Raw genomic sequence first — 15829 nt, 5'->3', positions numbered from 1 at the left:
CACCGTCCGGCCGCTGCATTGGGTTACAGAAGCCCCGTTCAGTTTAAAACCGAACGGGGCTTCTGATAAATATTCTTTTTACTGTCTACTTTCTCTTGACAAGTGCAAGCCGTTTTTTTCGGCTTGCTTTTTTATTTACATCAATCGCATCTCCCACGCATCCTGCGGTGTCTTCTCATAATAACATTCCGTCAGTTTCTCTGACTCAAACACCTCGACCATCGGCAGAAAATCAACCGGCAAAGCATGTGCGGCAAGTTCGTCTTTTTTTATCCAAAAGACCTCGCCTTCATCTGAACTTTTGAGCACACCTGAAAACGTTTCGGTCCGGTAAAGCAGCACAACATATCGTGCGCCGTCATCCGTCTGAAACTGTTTTATGCCGCACAGACGGGGGTTCTCTATCGTCAGTCCCGTTTCTTCATACACCTCACGGATTACCGACTGCACAAACGATTCCCCAGGCTCCACATGACCGCCCGGAAACGTAACACCCGGCCAGTCTTTGCTGTTTCGATTCTGCACCAACACGTTTCCCGACGCATCGGAGATCATACACATATTCGTAAAAACAGCGCGTTCCTCGCGTGCCATTATTCCACGCCTTCGATCGGACGAACAACATCCTCGTCTGCATCATAGTCAACGCCTGCTGCCTCAAAGCCAAACAGACGATAAAAATCATGCCAGTAACCGTCGATGTCCGCACATTCGCCGAGCGTTTCGGTCGAGATGTTTTCCCAAAGTGCAGAAACTTCTTTCTGGATGTCTTCTTCCATCTCCCAGTCGTCCATGCGCACCATACCCGATTCATCGGTGCAGACCGACGCGCCGTACAGCTTGTCGTGGAACAGACGGTACATCTGCTCGATGCAGCCTTCGTGGTTGCCGTGCGCTTTCATGACCTTGTACAGAATCGAGATGTACAGCGGAACGATCGGAATTGCTGCACTCGACTGGGTTACAAGCGCCTTGTTTACCGAAATGTATGCACGAATACCGCCGCATTCTGCACTGATTTCCTCTGCAGTGCGCGCGAGGTGTGCTTTTGCACGGCCGATCGAACCGTCAAAATACATCGGATGGGTCAGTTCCGGACCGATGTACGAATATGCAACAGTAACCGCATGCGGCTCGATTGCATCAGCTGCACGCAGTGCGTCGATCCAGTCACGCCAATCTTCGCCGCCCATGACTTTCACGGTATGTGTGATCTCTTCCTCGGTTGCCGGTTCGATGGTCACATCGGAAACGGTGCGGTTTTTCAAGTCAATCGTTTTATTGGTATACGATTCGCCGGTTGTTTTGAGCACAGAGCTATAGACTGTGCCGTCAGCTGCCACACGTTTCGGTGCTGCTAAGCTGTAAACGACCATATCAACTTTGCCGAGATCCGCTTTGATCGTTTCGATCACTTTGTCTTTGATCTCTTTTGAATAAGCGTCGCCGTTTATTGTTTTTGCATACAGTCCGTCTGCTTTTGCAAATTCTTCGAATGCGGCGGTGTTATACCAGCCGGCTGTACCGGTACGTTTTTCGCTGCCGTTGCGGTCAAAAATCACGCCGAGCGTTGCCGCGCCGCACGAATATGCCGCAGAAATACGGGAAGCGAGTCCATATCCCATCGAAGCGCCGATGACGAGCACTTTTTTCGGGCCTTCGGTTTTTGCCTGTGATTTTACATAATCGATCTGCTCTTTGACAATCGCTTTGCATCCGTCCGGATGTGCGGTTGTGCAGATGAATCCACGAATTTTCGGTTTTACAATCATGTCGGTTCTCCTTTACACAAAGATTGTTTTACACAGCATACCATAAATCGACTTCTTTTGCAAGCAACGCAACAATCCGCTGTATTTTTGTTTATTTCTTCACTTCGAGAATTGCACCGCGGTTGCCGGATGTGACAAGCGATGCATACCGCGCAAGATAGCCGGTTTTGATCCGCGGCTCTTTCGGTGTCCATGCGGCACGCCGTTTTGCCAGTTCTTCATCCGACACGCGCACATTGATCGTATTTGCCATGATGTCGATATCGATGATATCGCCCTCTTCGACGAGTGCAATATTGCCGCCGACTGCTGCTTCCGGTGAAACGTGTCCGATGGCAGCGCCGCGTGTCGCACCTGAAAAGCGTCCGTCGGTGATGAGTGCAACCGTGCTGCCGAGTCCGCGTCCCATGATGGCAGAAGTCGGATTGAGCATCTCGCGCATACCCGGGCCGCCTTTCGGACCTTCATAGCGGATGACCACAACATCACCGTCGTGGATCTGATCGCCGTTGATCGCCGCCATCGCATCTTCTTCGCTGTCAAACACGCGTGCCGGACCGGAATGGCAGAGCATCTCCGGTGCGACAGCAGACCGTTTGACGACGCAGGAATCCGGCGCTAAGTTGCCGCGAAGCACTGCAATGCCGCCCGTTTTGCTGTACGGATTCTCGACCGGACGAATGACGTCGGGGTTTTTGTTTTTGCTCGATTGAATGTTTTCGCCCACCGTTTTGCCGGTACAGGTCATGCAGCTTTCATCCAAAAGGCCAAGCTTGCTGATTTCGTGCATGACGGCATACACGCCGCCTGCTTCGTACAAATCTTCCATATGATGCGGGCCGGCAGGTGCCAAATGGCACAGGTTCGGTGTGCGGTCGCTGATTTCATTTGCCATGTCCATATTGAGCTCAATGCCTGCCTCATGTGCAATCGCCGGCAGGTGAAGCATGCTGTTTGTACTGCATCCGAGCGCCATATCCATCGTGAGCGCATTGCGGAATGCCGATTCTGTCATAATATCACGCGGGCGGATATTTTTGCGGACAAGCTCCATGATCTGCATGCCGGCATGCTTTGCCAAACGGATGCGTTCGGAATACACTGCCGGAATCGTGCCGTTTCCGCAAAGGCCCATGCCGAGCACCTCGGTCAGGCAGTTCATCGAGTTTGCCGTGTACATACCGGAACAGGAACCACATGTCGGGCATGTTTTTTCCTCAAACTCCTGCATTTTTTCTGCGGAAATTTTTCCGGAAAGATATGCGCCGACTGCCTCGGATGCCGCCGAAAAGCTCACCTTACAGCCGTCCACAGTACCTGCAAGCATCGGGCCGCCGCTCACAAAAATGGTCGGAATATTCAGTCTTGCCGCCGCCATCAAAAGACCCGGCACGTTTTTGTCGCAGTTTGGAATCATGACGAGCGCATCAAATCCGTGCGCCATTGCCATTGCTTCGGTGGAATCGGCGATCAAATCGCGTGTGACCAGCGAATACTTCATTCCCTGATGTCCCATCGCGATACCGTCGCACACCGCGATTGCCGGAAAAACAACCGGTGTACCGCCTGCCATTGCAACACCCAGTTTCACGGCGTCTGCAATCCGGTCAAGCTCCATATGTCCCGGAACGATCTCATTCTGCGAGCAGACAATGCCGACCAGCGGACGGCTCATCTCCTCTTTTGTATAACCAAGTGCGGAAAACAATGCACGATGCGGCGCATTCTGCGCGCCCTGCATGATTGCTTCACTGTTCATCACTCAAACCCCTTTTCTGTTTTACAGTATTAAATTATCATTCATCATACGCGTTCTTGCGCGCGATGTCAAGAAAAAATGTTTCTTACGCCTTGCAATTCGACTTTCCGGTCACTTCATCGAGCACGATGCGAATCACCGCAGTCGCTTTTCGGTACTTTTCAAACGCATCGCCCGGATGTTCGCCGTAATGCGAAACAACCGCATGAAGTCCCGCGTCAAGCAGCGCATCGCCATCCGATAAAACCTCTGCATTTCCGAATCCGACCACGCTTTCATATTTTGCAGTCATGTCACAGGCAGAATCGCCGTCCACAATCGAAAGCACACGTCCGCACGACACACATACTGCCGGATTCTTTTCAATACACGAAAGTTTTCTGCCCGATTTTGCGCAATGTGCGTAAATCACAAGCTTTCCATCTTCTTCGCGCACGCCGAAATTCAGCGGCACTGCATACGGTCTGCCATCATCGCACATCGAAAGTGTAATATTTAGGCATCGCGCAAAAATCGCACGAATATCATTCAAATCGGTTATCTCTCTGTCTTTTCTGCGCATTTCTTATGCCTCCTCTGGTTTGATTTTTGCACGAGCCGACGGCTTTTTCGTCTTTTTCGGTGCAGGTCCTTCTTTACAAATCGGTTTCAACGGACACTCTTCACATTTCGGTGCACGTGCAGTACAGACATCCCGCCCGAACAATACAAGCCGATGGCAAAAGTCCCCCGATTCCACCGGATCAAGAATCGGCCGCAGGGCATCTTCCACCTTTTTCGGCTCTGTGATGCCGGTCGTAAGACCGAGCCTGCCGCAAATACGGATGCAGTGCGTGTCTGTCACGATCGACGGCTTGTGGTAAATGTCGCCGACAATCAGGTTCGCTGTTTTCCGACCGACACCCGGCAGTGTAATCAGTTCCTCGATGGTATCGGGCACTTTTCCGTCAAAACGCGAAAGCATCGCCTGACACATACCGATGGTATCCTTCGCCTTCATCCGGAAAAAGCCGCACGGCTTGACGATCTCCTCCACCTCGGCAAGGTCAGCGTTTGCAAATGCTTCGAGCGAATCGTAGCGTGCAAACAGCTCCTTTGTCACGATGTTCACGCGGGCGTCAGTACACTGCGCCGAAAGCCGTGTGGCAATCACCAGTTCGTATGGTTTTTCTTTATCATAGACAAGCGAACAAATCGCTTCCGGATATCGTTCTTTCAAAATGGCGACCGCCTGTGCCGCACGTTCTTTTTTTGTCATAAAACTCCCTCCTGCTGTTTTTTTAAGTATACCACGAAACCGGCCAAAAAGGGAATGCGGTTAGCAGAATGTTCACAGTTTGTCTGTTACTTTTTCCTTTACTATTCGACACAAAACCGGTATAATGAAAACAAAAATCATGATTTTTCCGGTTGGAGGGTCTTTTACACACATGAACCGCTATGAACATATTCCCTGTCCGATCTGCGGCAAACCTTTTACAAAGGATGACGACATCGTTGTCTGTCCTGTCTGTGGTGCACCGTATCACCGTGCTTGTCTGATGGAAAAAGGCGAATGCATTTTCCCACAGCTTCACGAATCGCACACACCGTGGACACCGCCGCAGCCCGAATCGGACGCACACACCGCTTCTGACGAATCTTCTGCCGAAGCGGGCAGAACGTGCCCGCGGTGCGGTGCTGAGAATCCCAATTCTGCGCTGTTTTGCAATACCTGCGGCACACCGCTTTCTATGCCGCATCAAGCAAACGCCCAGACACCGCCTTATTCGGCACAGCAAGGCACCAACGGCATGCCGCAGGGATTTGGCCCGATGCCGTTTGGTATGTTTGCACAGGCACAGTCCGTTCCGCCCGAAGAAGAAATCGAAGGCATTCAGGCACAGGACTATGCCGCATATATCGGCAGAAACGCGCATTACTTTTTGCTCCGTTTCCGTGAGCTTGCCCGCTCCAAAACAAAAATCATCAACTGGAGCGCATTTTTCTTCCAGGGCGGATATTTCTTATACCGCAAAATGTACGGCACGGGCATTCTCATCTTTTTGATTCAGATGCTCATCTCCCTGCCGCAGTATTTGATGACCTATCAGGCGATGACATCTGCTTCGACGCTGATGCCGTCCGACTCGTTCACTTCTATCACGACCATCAGCATGATTTGCCAGCTTTTAGCGCTTGCAATGCGGTTTGTCTGCGGATTTTTTGCAAACACGCTTTATATGCGCCACTGTCAAAAGCATATTGCAAAAGCGCGCGCTGTCACTTCTTCTCCGGAAGAATGCCGTGCACTGCTCGCGAAAAAAGGCTCGGTTGCAACAAAACTCATTGCCGGTCTTCTGATCGCTTATGCAGCAGTCAATGTTCTCGCATTTTTCATGCTTCTCTTCTTTTTATAAAGAAAAACGTTATTTTTAAAAACAAATTCTTGACAAAAGCCGCATTGCCTGATAAAATATCAGATGTATGCGGCTTTTGTTCGCATTTTGTTTATCCGAATGCCGGATAAACTCCTTCCCCTTTGCAAAACGCAAAGAGGCATATGTCCAAAAGGAGGTGCACCAACATGGCAAAACTCACAGAGAAATACGAAGCACTCATCGTTTTTAGTACCAAAGTTGGCGAAGACGGCATCAAAGCACTGGTTGAGAAAATCAATGCACTGATCTCCGCAAACGCAACCCTGGATTCTGTTGATGAGTGGGGCAAACGCAGACTGGCTTACCCGATCAACTATGAGACCGAGGGCTACTACGTTCTGTTCAACTTTACTTCTGCTCCGTCGTTCCCGGCAGAGCTCGAGCGCGTATTAAACATCACTGATGGCGTAATGCGTTCGGTTGTGACACTTCGCGTAAGCGAATAATCGGAGGTGTTTTGGTTATGCTGAATCGCGTTATTTTGATGGGACGGCTTACGGCTGATCCTGAGCATAAGCAAACTCCGAACGGCACATCCGTTACGTCGTTTTCGATCGCAGTTGACAGAAACTACGCACCGAAAGACGGCGGTTCGCGCCAAACAGACTTCATCAACATCGTGGCTTGGAGACAGACGGCTGATTTCATCTGCCGCTATTTTCAAAAAGGCCGTATGATTGCGATTGAAGGCTCGATTCAAACAAGGAACTACGAAGACAAAAACGGAAACAAACGCACCGCATTTGAAGTGCTTGCAGAGCAGGTCTATTTTGCAGACAGCAAATCGGATTCTGCACCGCGTTCGCAGGCACCGGCATCTTTCCCTGTTCCAAAACCCGAAAGCTTTGCGGAGCCGACCAAAGGCACCGGATTCAGCATCGGTGATTTTGAAGCAATCGAAGATGACGACAGCGATCTTCCGTTTTAAAATTTACAAGGAGGTAAAGTATTGATGGAGAGAAACCATAACGAAAGACCGGAACGCCCGAATCGTCCGGCAGGCAGAAGATCCCGCAAAAAAGTTTGCGCTTTCTGCGTTGATAAAGCTGAACACATCGATTACAAAGACGTTGCAAAACTGCGCCGTTATCTTTCTGAGCGTGCGAAAATCGTTCCGCGCCGTGTAACCGGCACTTGTGCACGTCACCAGCGCGAGCTGACTGTTGCAATCAAACGTGCAAGACAGGCTGCTCTGCTGCCGTATGTGAGCGACTGATTTTACATTGTTTAAAAAAAGGCGGTTTTTTCATAAAACCGTCTTTTTTTATATGATTTTTCCTCCAATAAAATAAATATTCCGGTGCACACTATCAAAAGCACCATCGATATTTGGAGGAATCTTTTTTATGAAGCGAAATCAAATACTGCGCAGTATCATCCATAAAACAGCCGCTGCAGCTGCGGCGCTTGCAACATTCTTTTTCGGCACTGCGTTTTGCTTAGAGCAGCAAATTCCCGAAAATTTTTACGTATCTCCCGGCGAAGAGCTGTCATTCGCCTCGCTTTCTTATCTAAAAAGCGGTTCGCCGATTTCCTATGACCAAACAAGTCTGGCAGGACAATCGCTCGGTACTTCCGAACAGGTGACTGTTCGTCTGTTCGGCATCTTCCCGATTACGCAAACGCACGTGAGCGTCAAAGAACGCGAAACTGTGACACCGGGCGGCACGCTGTTCGGCATCAAGCTGTTTACAAAAGGCGTGCTCGTGATTGACACCGCCGCCGTGGAAACACCGAACGGAACCGTCTATCCTGCCGCAGAAGCGGGTATCCAAAAAGGTGACACCATTTTGACGATCAACGGCACAGAAGTGTTCACCAACGAAGAAGTGGCCGCCTTGTTTTCAAGCGGTGCTTCCTCTTATGACATCGCCTATTCGCGTGATGACGTGGTATATCATGCGACATTGCAGCCGGCAAAAGGAATGGACGGAACGTATAAAGGCGGATTGTGGGTGCGGGATTCGACTGCCGGCATCGGCACGGTTTCCTATTACGAAAGTGAAACCGGTGCATTCGGCGGACTCGGCCATGGAATCAACGACGGTGACACCGGCCTTTTGATGCCGTTGTCTGCCGGTCAGATCTGCCCGGTTCATCTGTCGGGAATCAAAAAAGGTGTTGTCGGTACTCCCGGTGAATTGAAAGGCAGTTTTTCCTCAAACGAGCCGTGCGGTACACTCAGCCAAAACACGCAGACAGGTGTGTTCGGTACAATTACCGACGAAACACTCGCAGCGACACAGGAAGTGGAAGTGCTGCACAAGCAGGAAGTAAAACCGGGTGATGCTGTGATTCGCTGCACACTCGGCGATGACGGCGTCCAAGAGTACCAGATCCGCATTGATGAAATCAACATGAACGAGCAGGCGCTCACCAAAAACATGATCATCACCGTGACCGATGAAGCCCTGCTTGAACGCACCGGCGGCATTGTACAGGGAATGAGCGGCTCACCGATTCTTCAAAACGAGAAACTTGTCGGCGCTGTGACGCATGTTTTTGTCAACAATCCGACGCGAGGATATGGAATTTTTGCCGAAAATATGCTTTCTACCATGGAATAAACCGCGACAATCCTGTTTTTGCAAACAAATTTCCATTTGTTAGTAATTTTTTTGATTTTGCTGTTGCATTGTTTGGTAATATATGGTATCCTATAACTATCAACTTAGTGGAGGTATCCTTTATGCAAAAGCATTTAAAAGTTTTGATTGGAGATAATTCGATTCACTTTGGCATGGCTTGCAGTGACCTGCTCTCCCAGTGCGGTGCAGATGTATCGCTCGTTGCAAAAGACGGCAATCGCGTCCTGCAAACAATTTTCGACTGGAAACCGGATGTTGTCGTCATGGAATCGTTTATGTCCCAAAAAGATGCCATTGACGTGCTTCGTGCGCTGGACAAGCATCCGAATCCGCCGAAAGTCATTGTCGTAAGCGGCTATGACAATCAATATGTCGAAAACGAAGTGATGCAAAACGGCGCAAGTTATTATATGCTCCGCCCGTTTGACAATCAGGCGCTTTGTGACCGTGTGCTGTCCTTGGGCGGAATGAAATCAGGAAAACCACTCGATATCAACCATCCGGGCACTGCAACCGACGATCTTGAAGCAATCGTCACCGATCTGATTCTGCACATCGGCATTCCGGCGCATATCAAAGGATATCACTATATCCGCGAAGCCATCATTTTGAGCGTCAACGATCAGGAGATGATCAACTCCGTGACAAAGCTTTTGTATCCGACGATTGCAAAAACGTTCCAGACCACTTCTTCCCGTGTCGAACGCGCAATCCGCCACGCCATCGAGATCGCATGGGACCGCGGCGATGTGGACACGCTCAACGACTATTTCGGCTATACGATCAACACCGGTCGCGGAAAACCCACAAACTCCGAATTTATTGCAATGATCGCAGACAAGCTTCGTTTAAAGCTCAAACGAATGAATGCAGTCGCTCGATAACATGCTTAAAAACACAAAAGTTCCTTTTTGACGAAAACAAAGCCGTATCACGGTTTTATTTTCTGAAAGAAGGAGCTTTTTTATTGCAAAACAAGCAAATCACAGCGATTTTCTTTCTTTTTCGCATCATTTATGGTACAATAAAAAGAATCAAAAGAAAGAATATCCGTTGTTTTGGAGGAATTATGCAGCTACAACAACTTGACCACATTTTGATGCGTGTGCAAAAGCCGTCCCGCTATACCGGCGGCGAATTAAACAGCGTCATGAAAGATAAAAACGCCGTTTCCATACGGTTTGCATTTTGCTTTCCCGATACGTATGAAATCGGTATGTCACATCTTGGCATGAAGATTCTCTATTCCCTGTTAAACCACCGGGAGGACACCTGGTGCGAACGTGTATTTGCGCCATGGGTCGATTTTGAAGAAGCATTACAGCAGGAAAACATCCCGCTTTATGCGCTCGAAAGCCTTGACCCGCTTTCTGATTTTGATGTAATCGGCTTTACGCTTCAATATGAACTTTCCTACACAAACATTTTGAATATGCTCAAATTAGGCGGCGTGCCGGTGCTCGCAAAAGACCGTCCTTCGCTCAAAAACCTGGTTGTTGCCGGCGGTCCGTGTGCATGCAACCCGGAGCCGCTTGTCGACTTTGTGGATCTGTTCATGCTCGGTGAAGGCGAAGAACTCATGAACGAGCTGATGGATTTATATCGTGCTTCGAAAGAAGCGAACGAATCAAAAGCAGCGTTTTTACAAAAAGCCGCTCAGCTCGAAGGCATTTACGTTCCGTCACTTTACGATGTCACTTATAACGAAGACGGAACGGTCGCACAGATCACCGCAAAAGACGATGCACCGAAAACCGTCAAAAAACGGATTATCCGCGACTTTGACAAGGTATTTTATCCGGAGAACTTCATCGTTCCGTTTATGGGTACCGTGCATGACCGTGCTGTCGTCGAAGTACTGCGCGGCTGTATCCGCGGATGCCGCTTCTGTCAGGCAGGATTTTTGTACCGTCCGCTGCGTGAAAAGAAACCGGGCACCATCTGCGCAGAATGCCGTGATTTATGTGAATCGACCGGCTATGAAGAAGTGTCGCTCTCGTCGCTCAGTACGAGCGACTACTCGGACATGGAATCACTGCTGACGGAATTATTTGACTACACGCAGACACGCCATATCAACATGACACTTCCCTCTTTGCGCATCGACAACTTCTCCGAAGAACTGCTCGAAAAAATCAAAGCCGTGCGCAAAAGCGGCTTAACGTTTGCGCCCGAAGCCGGTACACAGCGTATGCGCGACGTCATCAACAAAAACATTTCGGAAGAAGACGTTATGCACAGCTGCCGTCTGGCATTTGAAGGCGGCTATTCGTCTGTGAAGCTTTACTTTATGATCGGTCTGCCCACAGAAGCAGAAGAAGACATCCGCGGCATCATTGAGCTTGCACAGCGCGTGGTGGATCTTTACTATCACACTGAAAACCGTCCGAAAGGACAGTCGGTCAATGTGACGGTTTCTGTTTCGACATTTGTACCGAAACCGTTTACGCCGTTCCAGTACGAACCGCAGGACACCTTTGCACAGATCGAAGAAAAACACCGCATTCTGCGCGATGCGGTCACCAGCAAAAAAATCTCGCTCAAATATCACCATTCCGATGCCTCGGTTTTGGAGGCGGTGTTTGCCCGCGGCGATCGCCGGCTTTCACAGGTCATCTACAAAGCATTCCAAAAAGGCTGCACGTTTGACAGCTGGGACGACCAGTTCCATTACGACCGGTGGATGGAAGCATTCAAAGAATGCGGTCTTGATCCTGCCTTTTACGCAAACCGCCGCCGTTCATTTGACGAAGTTCTGCCTTGGAGCCACCTTGATTACTGTGTGAGCGAAGCCTTTTTACAGCGGGAAAACAAAAAAGCGCACGAAGCATCGGTGACAAAAAACTGCCGGATGCAATGTGCAGGCTGCGGCGCCAATACATTAGTGGGAGGGAAATGCTTTGATTGATATTCGTGTTTTTTATCACAAAACCGGACGCGCACGGTATATTTCCCATCTTGACATGATGCGCTGTATGCAGCGTGCCATTGTGCGCGCAAAGCTGCCGGTGTGGTACACCGAAGGCTTTAATCCGCACATTTATCTGACGTTTGCACTTCCCCTCTCTTTGGGATACGAGAGCAAAAGCGAAGTGATGGACCTGCGCTTAACCGACGAAGAATTCTCACTCGATGAAGTGACAATCCGTTTAAATCAAACGCTTCCGCCGGATATCCGCGTTGTATCCACTGCAAAAATCGTGCACAAGCCACAGGCAATCACCCATGCAATCTACACGATCCGCCTGTTTGCCGGCAACTGTTCCGCTGAGGAACTGCGCGCGCGGTTTTGTGCGTTCATGGACAGCGAACAGATTCTGGTGGAAAAACGCGCAAAACAGGGACGCCGCAAAATCACCAAACAGATTGACATCCGTCCGATGTGTGCATTGTTGTCCTGTGAAGCTGCCGAAGATTCTGTTTTGCTCACACTCAAAACCCAAGCCGGCATTCAAAGCAACTTGAATCCGTCGCTTTTACTGGATGCATTCGTACAGGCAAACGATCAAATGCCGCTTCGCTGGCAGATTTGCCGCGAGTCGCTTTTAATGGCAGACGGCACATCGTTCTGCTGATTCACTGCATAAAAAATCACCTCAATCGCTAGCGTTCTGCTGACGAATTGAGGTGATTTTTTGTGTTCATTTGAGATTACCGTTTGTAGCTCGCTACAATCTCACCGATATACATACGATGAAAATCTTTGTCCGGATAGTTCGGCTCAATCACAGAACGCTCCACAAAGCATTCCTCTTTGAGGTCCTGCGCATACAGCTTACGGCATACGAGCACAAGCGAAGCTTCTGCCGGTGCGGCACCGCTGTCGAGCGTAATCGGATGCAGACCGCATGCTTCCCACTTGTTCACTGTGCGGCCTGACTCTTTGCCGCAGAATGCAAGCATTTTCCGGTATTCCGGATCATTTTCGAAAAACGAGAGTGTGAATGTGTGGTGTGATTCCATAAATCCAAACGTATGACGCTGCGGGCGAACATAGACCGTTGCCACCGGTTTATTCCATAAAATTCCCAGTCCGCCCCAGCTGACTGTCATCGGGTTGCAGCTGCCGAGCGTACCGCCTGTTAAGAGCGCCCAATCCTTTCCGATCAATGAAAACGGGTTTTGTGTCAGTTCATAGGGAGAACATTGAATGAATTCAGTCATGATGAAAAAATCCTCCTGCTGTTGGTTTCTATAAATGCTATGATACACTGCTTTTCCGCTTCTGTAAAGGGGGAGAAAAGGAGAGTTTTTTTCATTTTTTGCTGAAGAATCAATGATTTTCTGTTCCCGCACACATCAACGTCCAGAATGAAATCTTGCATTTTAAAAAAAACCGCTGTAAAATAGATAAGAACGTGAAAAAACAAATTGGAGGGATAACGTGAGAATCGGATTGGACATCGGATCAACTACGATTAAATGCGTTGTATTAGACGATCAAAACCATTTTATTTATCAATCATATGAACGTCATTTCTCGCAGATTATTGAAAGCTGCGGACAGCTGCTTGCAAAAATTCGCAGCCGATTTCCGGAACAGCAGGAAGCATATCTTGCAATTTCCGGTTCTGCGGGAATCGGTATTGCAGAAAACACTGCCATTCCGTTTGTACAGGAAGTATATGCAGCGCGTGTGTGCGTCAACCGTCTGCTTCCGAACACGGATGTTGTCATTGAGTTAGGCGGTGAGGATGCAAAAATTCTGTTTTTAACAAACGGACTGGAAGTGCGCATGAATGGATCATGTGCCGGCGGAACAGGCGCATTTATCGATCAGATGGCTTCCCTTTTAAGTGTTACACCCGAAGAACTCGACACACTTGCAAAACAAAAAGAAAAAACATATACAATCGCTTCCCGCTGCGGTGTATTTGCAAAAACCGATATTCAGCCGCTTTTGAATCAAGGCGCACGCAAGCCGGACATTGCGGCGAGTATTTATAATGCGGTGGTGAGCCAAACAATCGCAGGATTGGCGCAAGGCCGGGAAATTACAGGAAATATCGTGTACTTAGGCGGACCGCTCACCTTTTCTTCTTCGCTTCGCCAAAGCTTTGACGAAGCACTTCATACCACCGGCGTTTGTCCGGAAAATTCGCTTTACTATGTGGCAATCGGTGCGGCATTCTGCGCAGATCAGCCGATTGACTTAAAAAAAGCATCCGACGCCATCGCGCATTATCAGGCAAAAGGAAACTTCTCTTACCGCGCGCCGCTGTTTTCCGATCAGGCGGAATACGATGCCTTTTTAGTACGCCATAACCGCTGCCGTGCAACACGCGGCGATCTTTTAAGTTATCACGGCAAAACGTACATCGGTATTGATGCGGGCTCTACGACGGTCAAAGCCGTTGTGATAGGCGAGCAAAACGAGCTGTTGCACGAGGTCTATCTGCCCAACAGCGGCAACCCTGTTCCGCTGATCCGCACCTTTTTGACCGAATTATACGAACAAAAACCGGATATTCAAATTGCAGCGGCAGCCGTCACCGGCTATGGTGAAGAACTGATCCGCAGTGCGTTTTGCGCCGATTATGGCATTGTCGAAACCGTGGCGCATTTTACGGCGGCAAAATCGTTTTTGCCGGATGTGCAGTTTGTCATCGATATCGGCGGCCAGGATATCAAGTGCTTTAAAATTCACAACGGCGCCATCGATAACATCTTTTTAAACGAAGCATGCTCATCCGGATGCGGTTCGTTTTTGCAGACCTTTGCAAATGCACTCCACTATTCGCCGGAGGAATTTTCAAAACTCGGCCTGCTCGCGAAAAAACCGGTCGATCTCGGCTCCCGCTGTACGGTTTTCATGAATTCATCCGTCAAACAGGCGCAGAAAGACGGTGCATCCATTGAGGATATTTCTGCCGGACTGTCGCTGGCGGTTGTCAAAAACGCGCTGTATAAAGTCATTCGTGCGTCATCTCCGGGTGAGCTCGGCAAAAAAATCGTGGTGCAGGGCGGCACGTTTTTAAACGACGCGGTTCTGCGTGCATTTGAACAGGAAATCGGTACCGAAGTCATTCGCCCGGACATTTCGGGATTGATGGGCGCATACGGTGCGGCACTGTATGCAAAACAAAAAGCACAGCCCGATCAAAAAAGCACGATCATCTCTCAAAAAGAGCTCATAGAATTCACGCACGACATCCGCGTTGTCACCTGCGGACTGTGCAACAATCACTGCCGCCTGACTGTAAACACCTTCCACGACGGCAGAAAATTCATCGGCGGCAACCGCTGTGAACGCCCGGTGACAAAAGCCGCTTCGTCGGATGAACGAAATCTCTACGCATATAAACGGCAAAAACTGTTTTCCTATGCGCCTGTGGAAGGCAAACGCGGCACAATCGGCATTCCGATGGGACTGAACATGTATGAACTGCTCCCGTTCTGGCATACCTTTTTTACAAAGCTGTCGTTTACTGTGCACCGCTCGCCGGTGTCGAGCCGCGCACTCTACACAAACGGTCAGCAGACGATTCCGTCGGATACGGTATGTTATCCGGCAAAGCTGATGCACGGTCATGTGCAAGCGCTTATCGACGAAGGCGTCAACACGATTTTCTATCCGTGCATGTCGTATAACTTCGACGAGCACTTAGGCGACAACCACTATAACTGCCCGGTCGTTGCCTATTATCCGGAAGTCATCGGTGCAAATATGGCGTCGCTTCAGGGAAAAACACTCATCAAAGACTATGTCGGCATTCACCGCAAAAAGGATTTCCCCAAAAAGATGCACGCTGTTTTATCGCAGTACTTCTCGGATATTACGCTGAAAGAAGTACAGGATGCGGCAGCGGCTGCCTATGCGGAATATGACGCATATCTTTTGGATATCCGCAAAAAAGGCGAAGAAATGATTGCACAGGCACGAAACGAAAACCGCCAGATTATCGTACTGTCAGGAAGACCGTATCATGTCGACCCGGAAATCAACCACGGTATCGACAAGCTCATCACAAGCTTTGGTGCGACAGTCATTTCAGAGGATGTGCTGAGCGTGCACGCCAAAAAGACAAAACGAAATGTTTTAAACCAATGGACCTATCATGCGCGGCTGTATGCGGCAGCTGATTATGTGAGCGCGCAGCCCGACATGGAACTCGTGCAACTCGTTTCGTTTGGCTGCGGCGTCGATGCGATCACAACCGACGAAGTCCGCGACATCTTAGAACGAAACGGAAAAATTTATACACAGATTAAAATTGACGAAATTTCAAACCTTGGCGCGGTGACGATCCGCCTGCGCAGTTTGTTTGCGGCAATCGGACGCTGAGGAGG

General features: G+C 49.4%; 15 protein-coding genes. 9 read left to right on the top strand and 6 right to left on the bottom strand.

The features are described 5' to 3' along the window. Window positions 1–135: 135 nt before the first annotated feature. The 5 genes from H6A12_RS10725 to H6A12_RS10705 form a co-directional block, all read right to left on the bottom strand. Window positions 136–594 (bottom strand): 8-oxo-dGTP diphosphatase, encoded by a 459-nt coding sequence (locus tag H6A12_RS10725; protein ID WP_204447739.1) that lies wholly within the window; start codon window positions 592–594, stop codon window positions 136–138. Continuing rightward, entirely contained in the window at window positions 594–1772 is a 1179-nt protein-coding gene (fabV, locus tag H6A12_RS10720; RefSeq protein ID WP_204447738.1) for an enoyl-ACP reductase FabV, read from the bottom strand. Before fabV ends, H6A12_RS10725 begins: the two co-directional genes overlap by 1 nt. A gap of 91 nt (window positions 1773–1863) precedes the next feature. Continuing rightward, complete coding sequence (gene ilvD, locus H6A12_RS10715; RefSeq protein ID WP_204447737.1) at window positions 1864–3531, bottom strand: dihydroxy-acid dehydratase; 1668 nt, start codon at window positions 3529–3531, stop codon at window positions 1864–1866. Between the two features lie 85 nt (window positions 3532–3616). Continuing rightward, entirely contained in the window at window positions 3617–4093 is a 477-nt protein-coding gene (locus H6A12_RS10710) for a pyridoxamine 5'-phosphate oxidase family protein (protein WP_204447736.1), read from the bottom strand. Window positions 4094–4096: 3 nt separating this feature from the next. Beyond that, window positions 4097–4789 (bottom strand): endonuclease III domain-containing protein, encoded by a 693-nt coding sequence (locus H6A12_RS10705; protein ID WP_204447735.1) that lies wholly within the window; start codon window positions 4787–4789, stop codon window positions 4097–4099. Between the two features lie 172 nt (window positions 4790–4961). On the opposite strand from H6A12_RS10705, the gene H6A12_RS10700 reads away from it, so the two are divergent. From H6A12_RS10700 to H6A12_RS10665, 8 genes are all read left to right on the top strand, one after another. After that, window positions 4962–5930 carry an RING finger protein gene (locus H6A12_RS10700; RefSeq protein WP_204447734.1) on the top strand — a complete coding sequence of 323 codons (969 nt, stop codon included), beginning with the start codon at window positions 4962–4964 and terminating at the stop codon, window positions 5928–5930. Between the two features lie 167 nt (window positions 5931–6097). Beyond that, window positions 6098–6397: a 30S ribosomal protein S6 gene (gene rpsF, locus H6A12_RS10695; protein WP_204447732.1), complete on the top strand. Its 300-nt coding sequence runs from the start codon at window positions 6098–6100 to the stop codon at window positions 6395–6397. A 17-nt stretch (window positions 6398–6414) separates the two neighbouring features. Beyond that, entirely contained in the window at window positions 6415–6879 is a 465-nt protein-coding gene (locus tag H6A12_RS10690) for a single-stranded DNA-binding protein (protein ID WP_204447730.1), read from the top strand. 24 nt (window positions 6880–6903) lie between these two features. Next, window positions 6904–7167, top strand: a complete 264-nt coding sequence (gene rpsR / locus H6A12_RS10685) for a 30S ribosomal protein S18 (RefSeq protein WP_204447728.1) — start codon at window positions 6904–6906, stop codon at window positions 7165–7167. A gap of 130 nt (window positions 7168–7297) precedes the next feature. Then, the gene (spoIVB, locus tag H6A12_RS10680) at window positions 7298–8518 is read left to right on the top strand and encodes a SpoIVB peptidase (protein WP_204447726.1); all 1221 of its coding nucleotides are present in this window, start codon (window positions 7298–7300) and stop codon (window positions 8516–8518) included. A 122-nt stretch (window positions 8519–8640) separates the two neighbouring features. Next, window positions 8641–9423 carry a sporulation transcription factor Spo0A gene (spo0A, locus tag H6A12_RS10675; protein ID WP_204447723.1) on the top strand — a complete coding sequence of 261 codons (783 nt, stop codon included), beginning with the start codon at window positions 8641–8643 and terminating at the stop codon, window positions 9421–9423. 185 nt (window positions 9424–9608) lie between these two features. Next, entirely contained in the window at window positions 9609–11447 is a 1839-nt protein-coding gene (locus tag H6A12_RS10670) for a TIGR03960 family B12-binding radical SAM protein (protein ID WP_204447721.1), read from the top strand. Next, complete coding sequence (locus H6A12_RS10665) at window positions 11440–12114, top strand: TIGR03936 family radical SAM-associated protein (RefSeq protein ID WP_204447718.1); 675 nt, start codon at window positions 11440–11442, stop codon at window positions 12112–12114. The genes H6A12_RS10670 and H6A12_RS10665 overlap by 8 nt, the downstream gene beginning before the upstream one ends. A 76-nt stretch (window positions 12115–12190) precedes the next feature. On the opposite strand, the gene H6A12_RS10660 is transcribed toward H6A12_RS10665, so the two are convergent. After that, on the bottom strand, window positions 12191–12703 hold the full coding sequence (locus tag H6A12_RS10660; protein ID WP_204447715.1) for a flavin reductase: 513 nt from the start codon (window positions 12701–12703) through the stop codon (window positions 12191–12193). 220 nt (window positions 12704–12923) lie between these two features. Between H6A12_RS10660 and H6A12_RS10655 the strand changes: the two genes are divergently transcribed. Next, on the top strand, window positions 12924–15824 hold the full coding sequence (locus tag H6A12_RS10655) for an acyl-CoA dehydratase activase-related protein (protein WP_204447714.1): 2901 nt from the start codon (window positions 12924–12926) through the stop codon (window positions 15822–15824). Window positions 15825–15829 lie beyond the last annotated feature (5 nt).

Origin of the sequence: Merdimmobilis hominis, assembly GCF_016901855.1 — a bacterium.
Lineage (GTDB): Bacteria > Bacillota > Clostridia > Oscillospirales > Ruminococcaceae > Paludihabitans.
Note: the sequence above shows the minus strand (reverse complement) of the source record. Positions and strands in the feature narration are given on the sequence as shown.